This window comes from Estrella lausannensis, assembly GCF_900000175.1.
Classification (GTDB): domain Bacteria; phylum Chlamydiota; class Chlamydiia; order Chlamydiales; family Criblamydiaceae; genus Estrella; species Estrella lausannensis.
In genome coordinates this window covers 217,574-232,506 of sequence record NZ_CWGJ01000011.1, presented here as the reverse complement: position 1 = coordinate 232,506, position 14,933 = coordinate 217,574, and the positions used below count along the sequence as shown (strand labels likewise).

Here is a 14,933-nt window from a genome sequence, read left to right as displayed (position 1 = left end):
ATTACAGTTTGTTGATGAAGTGATTGACCGCACTGATAAATAATTCTTTAGATTGCCATGGTACGCGATGGTTCGTTTCTTTGGCAATAAAGGTCAGGGAATGCGGATTTTTCAACTTGAGCGAAAGAGCCATGTCGCGAAAGGTAAGGTCATTTTCCCCCGAAATCACAAGAATAGGGATATCTAGCTTTTCCACCATAGCTTTGAAATATTCCTGCTTTCCCAAACTCCACTCATTTAAGGCAAAAGACAGCGCCGACTTGTCGAACTGAGACTCTCTGCGCAAAACTTTGGGCGCGCCTTCAAAGAGCGGTCGCCTGTCCCATTCATCACAGAATTTTGAAAATGACTCGATCTCCATCCGGGCAGAGAGTTTCGAGTCCTCTTCGATCCTTGCAAGACGCTGCTCTCTGTCTGTTAAGCCAAAGTGGGTCGACACAAAAATGGCTGCCCGGAACGATGATTCTTTCCTTTTGAGAGCTTGCAGGCCGAGCCTGCCTCCCATGGAATAGCCAAGCAGCACGGGCTTCTCCCCCGGCCAAAGCTCCCCGATATAATTGTTTAGCACCTCTCCCATCGAATCCAGTGGATGCTGCCACTTAGCGCACTCGCCAGGAGAAAAAAAGGAAGGGGCGGCCAAATCAAGAGAGGGCGGCAACTTCCCCTTAAGAAAGTGAAAGTCGCTGCCTCTGCCTAAAAACCCGTGCAGAGCGATCAACCGGATCATGGCCTCATCTCTACATTGAAAGCATCGGACTGATCCTGCTCCGGGACGATTTCAACAACGGCATACTGAAGAAGTTCGGGGCCGATGATAGAAGTCTCGACCTTTGCATAGCTAAGACCGAACATTCTGGGCCAGTGAGCGAACCCAAGTTCGTGATTATTTTGAATCAGCGGATTCTTGAAGAGTTTGCGGAAAAGCTTCCCTCCCCCGTTGTTGATGATAAACAGGGTGAAGGCGCCGTGGCAATCTTTTAAGGCAAAGAAGGCGTTCAAATCATAGAGCGCGGTTAGGTCCCCCATGAGGGCGATATTTTTCTTTTGGGGATGGAGAAGTCCTAAAAAGGCAGAAATTTGGCCATCGATTCCATTTAAGCCCCGCACCGCGTAAACTTCTTCAAGGGGGGAAGCAGTGGTCGCATGAAGGTCCCACTCCCTAATCGGCAAACTGTTTCCTAGAAAGAGGCGGGAATCCAGCGGAATTATCTTAGAGAGTCGATGCACAAGCGTCTGCTCGGCGCGCGGATATTTTTCGTAAAGCGCTTCCATCTTGCTTAAAAGCGCCCGATCCCTCTCCATCCAGTCCTGCGCTTTTTTGGCAAAACCGCCCTCCGGCCTCCAGTGAGGAGATTGAAACCGGGAGAGATCGGTGTGGAGCAAGTCTCCCCATGAGGATCCCGCAAAGGGATTTTTGCTGACGCTGAGTAGAGATATCTTGCCTTCTAAAAATTCCGTATCCCTGAAAAGGCGCGATGTTGGAACGCCTCCCAAGCGCAGAACACCATCTATCGGGTACCCGAAAGCGGCGCTTTTAACTAGGGCGTCATCGCCATAGGTGATGAAAAGGTGTTGCAAGTCTTTGTCGGCCCGCAGCCGGGAGTGCCCTTCCAGGAGACATGGAAGTTGATAGTGCAAAAGAAGGCGTTTGACTGCCGCGGCCTCTCCGGGACTTAACGCCCCGGCCACCGCGAAGGGGTATTCGTGCTTTTCAATAAACGCATGCACCGCCTCCTGATGCTCTTCCCTGAAGAGGGAGCTGCTCTCTTGGCGGGATTCAAACCGAATATCTGGGAAGCGACTGTAGTCGTGCTCATAGGCCTCTTCAAGGCAGAGGTTGATATGGCACGGCTTTTTTAAGTCCCAGGTGTGCAAAAGGGGTTCTGATTCAGCTTCGAGATCTTCGAAATGAGGGGTGTATAGCCCAAAAATTCTCTCCTGCTCTGCAGTTTGCGGTGCTCCGCTGCCGCGGAATCTTTTGGGGCGGTCCGCGGATAAAACGACAAGCGGAAGACCTGAGTAGTAAGCTTCCATCACCGCGGGCATCAGCTCACCAACAGCGGTGCCCGAGGTGGTGACCACACAGCAAGGCTCTCCGGTCGCCATGATTTTACCCACAGCAAAAAAACCGGCCGCCCGCTCGTCGTGGAAAGAGACGATGTGGAAGCTCTCCTCCGCTGCGATCAAATCAATCATACCCGCGTTGCGCCCGCCCGGACATATGCAAAAATGGCGGATGCCGATTCGAGCCATCGCCTGAACTAAGTTGAAGGTCAGGTCCTCATTTAAACGCTGAGCATCTGTTCGATCGATTGAAATTTGCTTTGTATCTCGTCCCATTCTTTCTCCACCTCGCTTTCGTCAGTGACTCCCCCACCGGCAAACATCTCGATATTTCCATCATTCCACTGAATGCTTCGGATCGCGACCAGGCATCTTGCCTCACCTCTCTCAGGAATGATGCAGCCGGCAGGCGCCCCAAACCTTCTTCTTGGTATTAACCGATCGGCCTCCATCAGCCAGGCAGCGCCCTCTTTTTGAGGATATGTCCCAAGCGCTGGCGTGGGATGCAGCTTTTCAACCAGCTCTTTAAAAGGCGCCTCAGCCCGGGCTTTCACTTCAATCGGCGTGTACAGATGGAGCAGCTTTCCGTAAGGAATCGGACAGGTCTGGCCAACCGCGACTTCGCCATAGGGGGTTAAAGCCTCTTTAATCCCCTGGGTCACAAGTGTGTGCTCGACAGACTCTTTCTCTTTGAAATCCGGGGTAGGCCTCGTTCCTGCCACGGCATCCACGTAGATCGTGCCGTCTTTTCTCACAAACAACTTCTCGGGGGTGACGCCAAGCATTCCATCGTCGGCATTCCAAAATCCGTAGAGAAGTCCCCGCCCTCGTTTTTCAAAAGCACTCCTCAGAATGCTGAAAATTCTGCCACTATCGATCGTTCCGATGGATTGACGCCGGCTGTAAGGAACTCCTTTTTGCAGCTGTCCGCTCTCTATCTGCTTTCGCAACAGGTTAAATTGAAGCTGATAGGGCTCTTTTTCCGGACGACTCCAGACAAATCGCTCTTCCTCTCGGTGCTGCGCTGAGTTTAAAAAAGCTTGAAACGCACATTTATCTAAAAAAAAAGTTTCCTGATGGACACAAAAGGGATCTTCGCAATTAAGAAAAAAGGGTGGAAAGAAAAAAGCAGGCTTGAAGGGATTGGGCTCGCCCCGCCACTGCCGCTTACCGGTACCAATCAAGAAGCCGTCATCGCATTCGATTAAGCTTGCGCACTTACCGAAACCTTCCTTATCCAGCATCTTGAATTCCTGCTACTTTCACCAGGCGACGATCCTAGCGTTTCAACCGAAATGAGTAAATAAAAAAGAGAACAAGATACGCTATGGATTTTTATCACGTATCCTGTAGAATGGAAGGATTAAAACCGGGAGAAACAGGAAAACGATAGGAATGAAAGGTCTTTTCAGTAAGCTCTTCAATCTTTATGAAGGAGAAGAAAGAAACGCCTTTCTCTTCACTCTCCTTGGCTTTTTGTGGTCGCTGTCCATTAACTTGGGCCTCAAAAACGCCGATGCTCTCTTTCTGATTCACGTAGGCGCCGAATACCTGCCCTATGTCTATATCGCTACTGCTCTCGGAATGATTCTTCCCGCGCTTATCCTCATCCGCATCATCAACGCAATCGAACCGAGCCGAATATTTCTATCGGTCATTGCTACTGCTTTCTTTTTTTACACGCTTTTCTTCCTGGCGGTGTTGCACTTTGGCGAACTGCCTCCCGCTTGCTGGTTCGTTTTACGCTTTGTCAGCTTTCAGATGGAAGCTGTCCTCATGACTGGCTATTGGACCTTCCTTGACCAGTACCATAATATGCAAGACGCCAAGCGAGTCTTCGTTCTCTTCTCTTCGGCAGTTTTCTTAGGCCAGGCAGTCACAGGACTCATCATGAGCCTGGGCGTTTTGGAATTCTATCAGATCCTACTGCTGATCCTTGTGCTGTTTGCCGTCACCGCTACTCTGACAATTTTCATCAGAAAAACTATCCACGTTGCCCACGATGATACAGCTATTGACGAGGCGAGCGAATACAAAAACCTCTCCGTCGCTCTTTTCATCAAGGAACTTTTCAAATCACGCTTTGCCCTCTTTGTGATGGCAAACAACTTCTGCATTTACCTGATGTGGATGACGACAGAGTACAACTACATGTCTTTCTTCGATCAGGCGTTCGACCCGCCGACCGGAACGGGAGCTGTCGATTCCGAACAGGCGTTCATCACCCTATTTCTCGGCCGAATTATATTCGCCGTCAGTGTCATCAACTTGTTGTTTGGCCTATTTCTCTATAGTCGTCTGATCCGCCGCTTCGGAGTAGGAGCCTTGCTGTTTTTTTCCCCTGCCCTACTTTTGGCAGCATACACCGGATGGATTTCAATCGGAGGCCTGGCCTTTCCTTTGATAGCCTATTTCGTGGCGGAGGGCACGCTCGAGGTGGTCGACGACAGTAACTTCAATCTCCTTCTGAACGTCATCCCCAAAAAAATTAAATATAAGGTGCGCGTGGCCATCGAATCGATGCTAGAGCCGATTGGCATGCTCACCTCGGGCATTCTCCTCATGATCACGGGCTTCAACACTCTCTATTTAGGTCTTTTCGTTGTAGCTATCCTTCTTTCACTCGCCTTCATCATCCGGCGCAAATACCCTTCCGCCGTAGTCGCAAACCTGACAGCTTCCGCGATCCACTTCGAAAGACCAGCGGAGAAATGGGCTGCGATGATGGACTGCGATGAAAGGAAAGAGGAAGAAATAGCCCTTTATAAGCTTCTCGCTTCCGCAACGGAAAAAGACAAACTTTTTGCCATCGAGGCTATCTTTCTGATGGGAGAGGAGTCCTTTTTCAATCTTTTACTAAGCGACGAGATCTCCTTCACGCCTTTGATGAAGCAAACGTTCATCCGCTGCCACGCCAGAAGTGCATTTAACGAGTCATTAAAGGCCAGGCAGATGATAGTCGATTGGTCTAAAGATGAAGCGTTGCCTTCAGTCCGTGGTGAAGCGCTGTTTTTCCTCGCTTCCCACCACAACATCGAAGTTTCCGAACTTGTCCAATATGCAAATTCGAAGGAGCCTCTCTTCAAGGCTTCCTACCTACTCGCAAGAAAAAGGTCCCAGCAACGGCCTGACGGTGGGGGAAAATGCTCCATCGCATGGGATGCCGAAATTGACAACATGCTTTCGACCAACGACATGGAGGCTATTATAACAGCGCTCCGCCTCCTTGGAGAGGATTCCTCGCATCAAACCCCCTATCGGCTGTTACCCTATCTAGAGCACCCGTCGATCCAGGTCCAGAGAGAAGCGATCCAATCGATGGCAGCCATTTTAACTCCCAGTCAGTCAGACTTTGCAGTTCCGCTGCTCAAATTCTGGAAGGAATCGAAAGACCCCTTTTTCAGACACTATCTCATAAAAGCTTTAGGACAACTCTCCAACTTGGATCTGTACAGAGAAATGCTGGAGAGTGGACAGGTGCTGGATTCTAAAGAAAAACAGCTCTTCGAAGAGATTCTGAGAAAAAGCGGCCCTCCCGCGATCCCGATGCTGGCTTCGGTCCTTGAGGCGGAGCAAGTTTCCGATTCATGCCGGGCGCTATCAGCTAAAGTTCTAGGCCACCTTGATTTAGAAACTCTCCATACCCTCCTGCAAAATGTGGTGGACAAGGAGATCGAAAAAGCACGCTTCTATCTCACCCATTCTAGAGCCTATGCGCCAATCCAGGAGACAGCACTCGATAAACTGCTTGCGGGAGGGCTCTCCTCTGCCTTCAGCGCCAAGATAGAATTCATTATCCACCTTCTTTCGTCTGCTGGGGAAATCTCCGATCCCGAAGCTGTGTGTAGACTTTATAGATCAAAAAATGCTAAGATCAGAAGCCAAGTCATTGAGACACTTGAAAAAACGTGCAAAAGAGCAATTTTTCGGAAGCTAAGACCGCTGATCGAAGAACAAGGCTTTAGTGGCACCAAAAGAATTTTAGGTAACGACAGCGGAGCTGTTCTACCCCTGGAGGATCTTTTGAATTTTCTAGCTGAATCACCCTCTCTCTCCGATCAAATCATGGCTGCTGCCGCCTTGAGCAGCTTGCATCCTCAAAAATCCCGGGAATCATTAAAAGTTCTTGCCCAAAACAACTCACCCATCATCCAGAGTTTTGCTAAGGAGCTATTAGGAAAAATTTGAATACAAAACCAAGCACGGCAGCCCACACGCTAATCGAAAAGTCGCTTCTGCTCAAGAATACCTGGCTCATGGAAAGCCTTGAGTTAAGCCAGCTGCTTTCCATCGCTGACAAGCTCACCTTCTCCAAAGCCGGCGCAGGCGAAGTTGTGTTCGACTCCGGCGAGCAAGCCTACAGTATCTTTTTTATTTCTAACGGCTCAGTGCATCTTTCGGCTCAAAATCAAAATGAATCTCATATCATCGGACGTGGCGACTTCTTTGGCGAGGAGTCTCTCCTCTCAGGTCTTCCAAGAGCCTACAAAGCTGTGGCTGGCGAGCCGACGGAAATGTTTACCCTCTCAAAGACCAATCTCTTAGCTGTACTGCACGAACATCCCGCCCTAGCGGTCGATCTTCTTGAATCTTTTGCTTCCTCAATGCAGTTTCGACAGCGAAACTTCAAAGCAGGAAGTTTTTCACATGGAGGTACAACATGAAATCTCGATTTAAAACCTTTACTTTGCTGATGCTGACGCTGGCATCTCCCCTGCTGGCAGTCGAAGGCTCCAGCCAGAGGCCGGCGCTTCAAGCGGTCCCGGTGCCAGAAAGCGGGCGATCGCAAGCAGCTCCTCAACGAGATGCCGGACGTCCTCAGGTTGTTCCTGGGCGTGATGCTATGCGTAACAGGGACAGAGGCCATGCCGTTGTCGGTAACCGCATGGAAAGAGTCGAGAGAGTGGACTGTAGAAGAGCGCGTCGCCCCTGCTACCCACGAAGAGAGTGCGTGGTGGTTGCCGGCAGATGGGATCCGGTTCTCTATGAACCTGTCCGCTATGTAAGGCGACCGATTGTCAGGGAAGTGGTGGTAGTCGACGAGTGCCCATGCTGTTACAACCCTATTTACGAAGAATGCGACTCGTGCGAATGCGGTTTTGAATTCTCCTTCAGAGCCAGCAACCGCCGCTGTCGTTAATTCACTTTAAGTTTCAGAGCAACAAGAGGGCAGCTTTGCCCTCTTGTGCATCACAAGAACCCGCCCAAGCCCCTCCTCTTTTCGAGGCGCAATCACCCGTCCGCACTCCTCGATCCCCCGGATAAATTATACCGAAAGCATCTTGAAACTGGGGATTTTCGCTTTGATAAACTCCTGGGATCGTAAAATTTTAAACAACTTACGTTAGATCACTTAAAATCGCCCGCCAAAACAATTTTCTCTTTGCCAAAAACTCGAATTTGCGACAACTTCGGCATGGAAGCCAAGATAAATTTTGAATAACACGTGGTGTTCCGAGAAGTTTTATAGGCCGCTTCACCAGCAAAGTTTGCCTATGTGAGTTTAAGCACAGGCTCTACTCCCCCTGGGGAGAGTTTAAAGGATAAAAAGGGAGGAAGCATGAATAGTACAACAAAGGAAGGGACTGTGAGCGCGAGGCAAGTGCAAAATCTGATGACATATCTGGCGAACACCTATGTTCTCCTTCTAAAGACGCATAATTACCACTGGAACGTGGAGGGCGCCCGCTTCTTTACTCTTCACCAGTTATTTGAAAAGCAGTATCAGGATCTTTTTGAAGAGAGCGACACGGTCGCTGAAAGGATCCGCGCTCTGGGTCGAAAAGCGCCGGGAACGATGCGTACCTTTTTAAAACTGGCCACTATCCGCGAGGGTGATCAGGAAGATCTCTCCGAGAACGAAATGATCGAGGATCTCATGCGCTCGCATGAAGAACTTTCGACTGAGCTGCACACCTATATTGCCCAGGCGGAAGAGGACAAAGACCAGGGAACTTTAGATCTTTTTGTTCAGGCGCTACGCAGCCACGACAAGGCCGTTTGGATGCTGCGCAGCCATCTCCTCACTAATTAGGAAACATACCGGGGATTCGGGGGAATACGGAAAAACTCCCCTCCGAACTCCCTCAGCAACACGGCATCCAGATGCTTACCGAGAGCGGGATGCTCCTTCGTCAGCCAGCGACGGAATTTATAAAATTTCTGAAAAATTTCAGGTTCGTAAATCGATTTCTCGGCATATTTCGGTGCGAAATCAAACTGTCCGACATCAAGATGCGCTGGCGCCCCGTCAATAACACCGGTGTTTTGCATCAGCGCCGGATCGTTGTCTGCAACACCTCTTCGATATTCCCCAAGTATCTGCATGACGAGCGCATCCAAAAATTGCTTAGCTTCCTCCACTCTTCCCTCTCGCATCAGAAAGTCCAGGTGAGCTGTCAGCATGATGCCCTTCTTCTGTATCAGAAACTCATACTGGTCGATATCAACTGCGTGCCTGCGATTCATTTTATCGATGAGGGTTACCCTCTTGCCCAATCCTTCGGTTTTGTTAAGGTGCACATAGATCAACCCGGTCTCTTCTTTGGCGTGATTAAACGCCACTACCCAGCTCTTAAAAACGCCTTCCAGCTTGCGCTGTTTATGCGCGGTGCGGCTCATTCGGTGCTTATGGACGGAAGGAATAAAGTCAAACTGCTTCACCCACTCGGCTTGCCTGTAGCGCTGGTATTTAAAAAATTTAATGACATATTTGCCGTCAGCACTCTCGAACACATAGGACTGACACCCCTTCCCCAAATAATGAAACTCTTGGCTTAAAACGGTGTCGACCAACTCTTTTTCCTCCGCGGAGAGAGGGTGAGTTACCCATCTGTCATCAAAGCCAAAGGAGGAAGAGATATTCTCCAGTGAGAATCCGTCAGTCATCTTGTAGTACAGGCGGCCGCCGCCCAGGTACAGGCGGCCGCCGCCGTAGGCTGCCAGAAGGACGAGGAGGGCAGAGAGCCACCATTTGTAACGTCTGATAATTTTCATGCTTTTTTTCCAGTCTGGGAGTAAAAATTGGTTTGACTCAGGAACATTTTAGCAAAACAGGGTCACTGATGACAAGTTCCATCGGCGGAATGGATGTTTGCTAAATTTGGTTATATACCGAAAGATCCGCAAAATGTACTGATTTGATTAGCGACCCGACTCTAAAACACTTTCGGTAGTGTGCCCAATTCAGCACACAAATCGCACGATTTCAGTTTGTGAAAAGTCTTTCAAAACCTGTGGTCACTTTTATAAAAAAAATGTATACGAAGGATACTGATCCCATCAGAAAACAAAATTAAGGATCTCCCATGCTCACTAATGGATCTATGAAGACCGACGAAGAAACACTCAACCCCACCCTGATCCAAAGAGCGCTCTCCTATCTAGGGTATGCGCAAAAGATCTACCTTATCTTTTCAATCGTCTTCATCGCCGTTTTGATCATCGGCTACTTCCTCATAGGAGCCTATTGGGAGGACTTGCAATTTTTAAAGCGGGAACTTGCCGGTCTGAGGCTTCAGCAGCAAGCGGAAAAAGTGCTGGAGAACACCGTCAAACACAAGATCCTGTCTTATCGCTACCATCTGGGGGACGACGAACTGAAGAAAGATCTGGTGGAACTGCAGGCGACCATTTCCAAAAGCCTCTCCAGTCTGATTGAGCATACTAAGGCAAGTGAGAATCTTCTCTCGATCAGCCCTGAAGCATTTCAGCAAAAGCAGCAGAAAGAGGTTTCACCGCTTGAGCTTCAGCGCCAATGGGAGGAGTTTTCCAATACTGCTTTCGAGATGCAGCCTGACATCAGCGAAGCGTTTCATATCGGTTTTGTCGACAACCAGCAAGAGCTTTTGAATTTCATCGGCGAAGTATCCAATATCAGCTACGATCCTCAGGCGGAGTCGCACCACTTGATACAGATGAATTTGCTGCTGCTGCCCAACATTCAGGATCTCACCTCTCAACTGATGATCTTCGTTTTCTCGCTTAGTCAGAAGCAGACCATCTCCATTACCGACCACAACAGGGTAATTGCCCTGGCGTCCTTGCTCAAAGATGACCTAAACCAGCTAAAGCTGCAGTATCAGAAAGCTATCATCGCAGAAGTGAGCGGCAATAGGACCAACGAGATTAAAAACAACATCAATACCACCTACGTCTCTTTCTCGGAATCTGCAAGGATCTTTTTAAGCTTGGTCGACTCCCTTTTAAGAAAGGAAAAAAAGGGCGAAGGAGAAGACCCACTCGAAATTTACTCCGATCTCTATCTTGCGGGAACGAAATTGATCAGCAAAGATAACCAGCTTTGGGAATCGATCAACAAGCAGCTGGAGAGGCTTGTTATGAAGCGCTATGATGCATTGATAAACAAAGCTCTCAGCATCTTGCTCACTACCGTCATTTTAGTGGGAATCGCCATCCTTTTTTCCTGGGTCGTCATCGGCGAGCTAAACCGCTACTACTCGGGCGTCTACACTGCCGTTTCCGAGTTCCGCGACGGCAACTTAAAAGTAAGAGCCCCTGTTGCCTATGATGCCTCCTTCAGTAAGATCACGACCGTTTTAAACCAGCTGGCATATACCTATGAAAACCTCATCAGCCAGCTGCAGATCTCGGGAGTACAGCTCACATCGTCGATTACCCAGCTCGCAGCGGCCTCGAAGAATCAGCAAAGCACCGTTTTCAAGCAAGAGTCGACAGTGAAAGAGATCCTCGTTACCGCCGGAGAAATCTCATCGACATCCAAGCAGTTTGCCAAAACGATGAATGAGATCAGCGATGCGGCAGAAGGCACGTCCTCCCTCGCAGCCCTCGGAAAAGAGGGTCTTGGAAAAATGGAAGAGTCCATGAAGCAGATGGTCGAGGCTTCGCAAAGCATCGCCTCGAAGCTCGCGGTGCTAAACGAGAAAGCTCAAGAAATCACAAGTGTGATCACGACAATCACCAAAGTTGCCGACCAGACAAACCTTCTCGCTCTGAACGCTTCCATCGAAGCGGAAAAGGCGGGCGAGCATGGGAAGAGCTTCTCGGTGATCGCACGCGAAATCAGGCGCCTTGCCGACCAAACAGCGCAAGCGACACTGGACATCGACAAGATGATCACGGAAATGACCTCTGCTGTCTCCGAAGGGGTCATGGGCGTCGACAAATTCTCCGAAGAGATCACAACGGGAGTCGGACAGGTATCCACCGTCTCCGGCCAGCTTTCGCGCATCATCGAGCAGGTGCAGCAAGAGACGGCCAGCTTTGACAGCGCCAACAAAAGGATGCAGGCGCTATCGCTTGGGGCTGAGCAGATCAACCAGTCAATACTTCAGTTGAATGAAGTGGCCAAGCAGACTGCAGACTCCATCCGCGAATTTGACAGCGCCATTTTACTGATCAAAGATGCGACGACGCAGATGCAAACCTACGTCATCAAAATCAAAAGCTAAAGCAGTTTGACACACCTCCAAATCCACCCGCTTTCGGCCTTTTTGAAGAGACTTGAAGATAGTTTAGAGAGGACATGAAAAGAGTTTAGGGATTGGTCACAACCGAACTTAGCCTTACATCGTGTCAACAAGTCCTCCCGCTCCATGTGACACCTGTCGGTGTTCCTAGGACTTCTAAAACTTCGTACTTCTGAGGGTGAGATACCTGTTCCCGACATCATCTTTTATAATTTCAGCAGCGCAAATAAGAAAGAAAAACAGGGTAAATACGAAACTAATTGTTCTAAACTTATTCCTCTCCTCTGCGCTTGAAGATATTTTTTAATTTATACAAAACAGCCGCTATACCTGCGAAAATGAAGGCTCCTAGTATTTTTAAAATACCAGTTGCACCTGTAGCATTAGCCATTTCCCCTACGACACTTGCGGCAACAAGACTTGCTACCCCATAACTTGCGATCCTATCCCCTGTTCTATAGTCTTGATGCCTATAGCCAGGATCAAAACTATGAGATCGAAGCATAGCATCGAAATGCCCGTCACCGGACGCATAGGATTCTTTGCTTGCTATACAAATCAGTTTTACAAAACTCTCTCGCCCCAGTCTAATAGCGACCGAGAGGACAACAGCTCCTTCCTCAGAACTTTCAAATTCGATTGACCAATAAACTGTATTTGTGTGCTTATCAAATACAGGTTCTTGCATCCATCCAATAACATGTAACTCCCTACCAACTCTTGTTCTTCCGAGCTCTCTATTTGCCGCTTCAGCTCGCTCGCTTAAACTTTCCAGAAGATTTTTTGCATCAAGATCGCCCCAATCATCTAAAGATATGTAGCCCTCATTCCAAATTTCAAATAACATTACCTTTTTAAAATCGATATCACGAACAACAGCTTCTAATTTTTCATTATCCCGATCACCACACCCAAGCCTCCAAACCTTATTGACATCTTCGCCGATCACCATTTTATATCCTTCAGGCAAAGATAGCGTTGAATTCGATCGGGTAAGCTTGTAAATTCCAGGATTTTTCCACTCTACTGACAAATAAACAAGTGTCCTCCCACTTTCTTCATCAGGAAAATCTTCAAGAATTTCTGGCAAACTTTGAAATGCCTCCCCCCCTTCTCCGAACATATCTACAGGTTCACTTACCACCCCTGGTGATTCCGATGACAACCTTTGGAATGAAGAGAGTACTATTACCAGCGCAGCTAAAAACTTAAACACGTTATATCCCCTTAAAAACAAAGAATAAAAATACAACCATAATTATAATACGTCAATATATTAAAATACTTAATTCACACAACTTTAGCCCTTAACCTACATTTACACATCCTCAAACAAATTACTTAGTCGACGATAACACAAGAAGGTGTAACAAATAAAAACTCAAAGGCAGCATTCTAGTACCCGAAGAAAGCGAAGTTTTTAACTTCAACGAAGCAAACACAAAATCCGACTAAAAACAGATAACTAACCGCTAATCTGTACGAAGATTTGTAAAGAACATATATTGGTTAATCACCTTAATTTTATTTCAAAGGTTGCGATTACAGAAGCCAATCATCATGATCAAAATAGCTTAAGAGTCCTTGTCAATGCTCTTTTAGATGGGAAAGAAGAGTGACACTTGAAATTGTTGAGAGACACCAAGGTTGGTGTAAAACTTAAATACCTGAAAATATTTAGTCTTTTACCTAAGCGATGACTGCTCGACCGAACTTTTGTACGGATTAACAAACAGCAAAGAGAGCAAGGATAATGAATATTATACCGAAAGTGTCGTAAAATTTGGGATTTTTAGACAGTCTCTAAGGCATGGCATTAATTGATAAAGTTCCTATAGGGCGATAGCAAAGAGCAACTTTTCTTGACAGGTGCTGGGTGACCGTCATACCATCTTGCTAAACTATTTGATTCCAGCTAGTATATAAATCTCTTTACGAGCCGATGACCCCAGAGGTCTGCAAGTAATGTTTCTGTATTTTTGAGTGAGAAAAAACGTAGCGCTCAAGCAAGTGTAAATACAAAATTTTACTTATAGACAAAAAAAAAGGGGCGAATCGAATTACATAAAATTCTCTTAAGCATTGAACACTTAGCTACATTGCTTTACAAGAACAATCGGGTGCATACATGAAATTTGTCATTTCCACACAAGAATTTAACTATCTGATCAGCCGCGTACTCAATGTGGTCTCCTCCAAATCCACAATCCCGATCCTGTCCAATATCCTCATCGAGGCCAAAAAAGGGCAGCTTTACCTAACTGCTACAGACCTCACCGTAGGTGTACGCTGCTTCACAGAGGCTAAAATCATCGAAGAAGGGGCAACCACACTCCCGGCAAGACGCCTCGGCCAACTCATACGCGAGCTAACTGCCGTCAACATCGAGTTCGTCACCAACGACAACGATATGACAGAAATCATCGCCGACTCCTCCCGCTTCAAACTCTACGGCATGAACAAGAATGAATACCCCCAGCTCCCCGACCTGCAAGAAGCACATAAGTTCAAAATCAACCAGTCCGACCTGAAAGAGGCTCTCTACATGACCTCCTTTGCGGTATCAAGAGAAGACAATCGATATGTTTTGACAGGCGTCAACCTCTCCATCAAAAACGGCTGGGCAACTCTCGTCGGAACGGACGGCAAAAGACTTGCCAAGACAACTCTCAAGGTACAAGCCGAGCCGCAGGTGGAAGGCAACTACATCGTCCCGCTAAAAGCCGTCGAAGAGATCCAAAAAAACCTAAAAGATGAAGGCGAGGCCATCGTTTTCTTGATGAAAGACAAAATCGCGCTGCAGCTCGAAGAGGCGATCATCATCACAAAGCTTTTGACAGGCGAATATCCGGACGTAGACCGCGTCATCCCACAAAACCCCGAGCTTAAAATCACACTTCACCGTGAAGAGCTCTCCCAACTTCTTAAGCAGGTATCGCTCTTTACCCAGGAAGGGAGCCACTCGGTGAAATTCACCTTTACTCCGGGCGAGCTTAAGCTGGTCGCCAATACATCCGATATCGGAGAGGGCGTCGTCAAAATGCCAGTGAACTACCAGGGAAATAAACTAGACATCGCTTTCAACCCGAACTACTTCATGGACATCTTACGCCATAGCAAGAGCGAAACGGTCGACCTAGGGCTTTCCGATCCGTTCAACCCCGGCATCATCACCGAATCAGCAGAGAAGAAACAGAAAGAAGACAGAGGCGCTATTTTCGTTCTGATGCCTATGAGACTCGGCGAAGAATAATCACTTAAAGGGTTCTTTATCGGTTAAAGCTGATGACCTTGCCAAAGCCTCTGATCGTGTTATACCGAAGCAACTTGAAAAATTGGAATTTGGCCAGGAGGGCCTTAAGAATTTTTGTCCAGAGCGAGCGACCATTGCCGAGAGGCAAGGCGCGAGTGAGGACGAAA

The 14,933-nt window shown here is 47.9% G+C and carries 11 protein-coding genes; 6 read left to right on the top strand and 5 right to left on the bottom strand.

Features of this window, described 5'->3' with window-relative positions; genetic code table 11:
* Window position 1: 1 nt before the first annotated feature.
* The 3 genes from ELAC_RS03995 to ELAC_RS03985 are packed head-to-tail and all read right to left on the bottom strand — an operon-like array spanning window position 2 to window position 3,308.
* The gene (locus tag ELAC_RS03995; protein WP_098037986.1) at window positions 2-727 is read right to left on the bottom strand and encodes an alpha/beta fold hydrolase; all 726 of its coding nucleotides are present in this window, start codon (window positions 725-727) and stop codon (window positions 2-4) included.
* Window positions 724-2,340: a 2-succinyl-5-enolpyruvyl-6-hydroxy-3-cyclohexene-1-carboxylic-acid synthase gene (menD, locus tag ELAC_RS03990; protein ID WP_098037985.1), complete on the bottom strand. Its 1,617-nt coding sequence runs from the start codon at window positions 2,338-2,340 to the stop codon at window positions 724-726. Before menD ends, ELAC_RS03995 begins: the two co-directional genes overlap by 4 nt.
* Entirely contained in the window at window positions 2,286-3,308 is a 1,023-nt protein-coding gene (locus ELAC_RS03985; RefSeq protein WP_098037984.1) for a chorismate-binding protein, read from the bottom strand. The genes menD and ELAC_RS03985 overlap by 55 nt, the downstream gene beginning before the upstream one ends.
* A 151-nt stretch (window positions 3,309-3,459) precedes the next feature.
* On the opposite strand from ELAC_RS03985, the gene ELAC_RS03980 reads away from it, so the two are divergent.
* The 4 genes from ELAC_RS03980 to ELAC_RS03965 all read left to right on the top strand — a co-directional run bounded on the left by ELAC_RS03980 (window position 3,460) and on the right by ELAC_RS03965 (window position 8,098).
* Window positions 3,460-6,252: a hypothetical protein gene (locus ELAC_RS03980; protein WP_098037983.1), complete on the top strand. Its 2,793-nt coding sequence runs from the start codon at window positions 3,460-3,462 to the stop codon at window positions 6,250-6,252.
* Window positions 6,249-6,728: a cyclic nucleotide-binding domain-containing protein gene (locus ELAC_RS03975; protein WP_098037982.1), complete on the top strand. Its 480-nt coding sequence runs from the start codon at window positions 6,249-6,251 to the stop codon at window positions 6,726-6,728. The genes ELAC_RS03980 and ELAC_RS03975 overlap by 4 nt, the downstream gene beginning before the upstream one ends.
* Window positions 6,725-7,204: a hypothetical protein gene (locus ELAC_RS03970; RefSeq protein ID WP_098037981.1), complete on the top strand. Its 480-nt coding sequence runs from the start codon at window positions 6,725-6,727 to the stop codon at window positions 7,202-7,204. The genes ELAC_RS03975 and ELAC_RS03970 overlap by 4 nt, the downstream gene beginning before the upstream one ends.
* Window positions 7,205-7,624: 420 nt before the next feature.
* Window positions 7,625-8,098, top strand: a complete 474-nt coding sequence (locus ELAC_RS03965; RefSeq protein ID WP_098037980.1) for a Dps family protein — start codon at window positions 7,625-7,627, stop codon at window positions 8,096-8,098.
* Here ELAC_RS03965 and ELAC_RS03960 read toward each other — a convergent pair.
* Window positions 8,095-9,060, bottom strand: coding sequence for a hypothetical protein (locus tag ELAC_RS03960; RefSeq protein WP_098037979.1), 966 nt, complete (start codon window positions 9,058-9,060; stop codon window positions 8,095-8,097). The genes ELAC_RS03965 and ELAC_RS03960 overlap by 4 nt on opposite strands.
* A gap of 311 nt (window positions 9,061-9,371) precedes the next feature.
* Here ELAC_RS03960 and ELAC_RS03955 point away from each other — a divergent pair, with 311 nt between their 5' ends.
* Entirely contained in the window at window positions 9,372-11,495 is a 2,124-nt protein-coding gene (locus ELAC_RS03955) for a methyl-accepting chemotaxis protein (RefSeq protein WP_098037978.1), read from the top strand.
* A 289-nt stretch (window positions 11,496-11,784) separates the two neighbouring features.
* Here ELAC_RS03955 and ELAC_RS03950 read toward each other — a convergent pair whose 3' ends face one another.
* Window positions 11,785-12,729 carry a DUF2167 domain-containing protein gene (locus ELAC_RS03950; RefSeq protein WP_098037977.1) on the bottom strand — a complete coding sequence of 315 codons (945 nt, stop codon included), beginning with the start codon at window positions 12,727-12,729 and terminating at the stop codon, window positions 11,785-11,787.
* A gap of 912 nt (window positions 12,730-13,641) precedes the next feature.
* Between ELAC_RS03950 and dnaN the strand changes: the two genes are divergently transcribed.
* On the top strand, window positions 13,642-14,766 hold the full coding sequence (gene dnaN, locus ELAC_RS03945) for a DNA polymerase III subunit beta (protein WP_098037976.1): 1,125 nt from the start codon (window positions 13,642-13,644) through the stop codon (window positions 14,764-14,766).
* The last annotated feature ends 167 nt before the right edge of the window (window positions 14,767-14,933 follow it).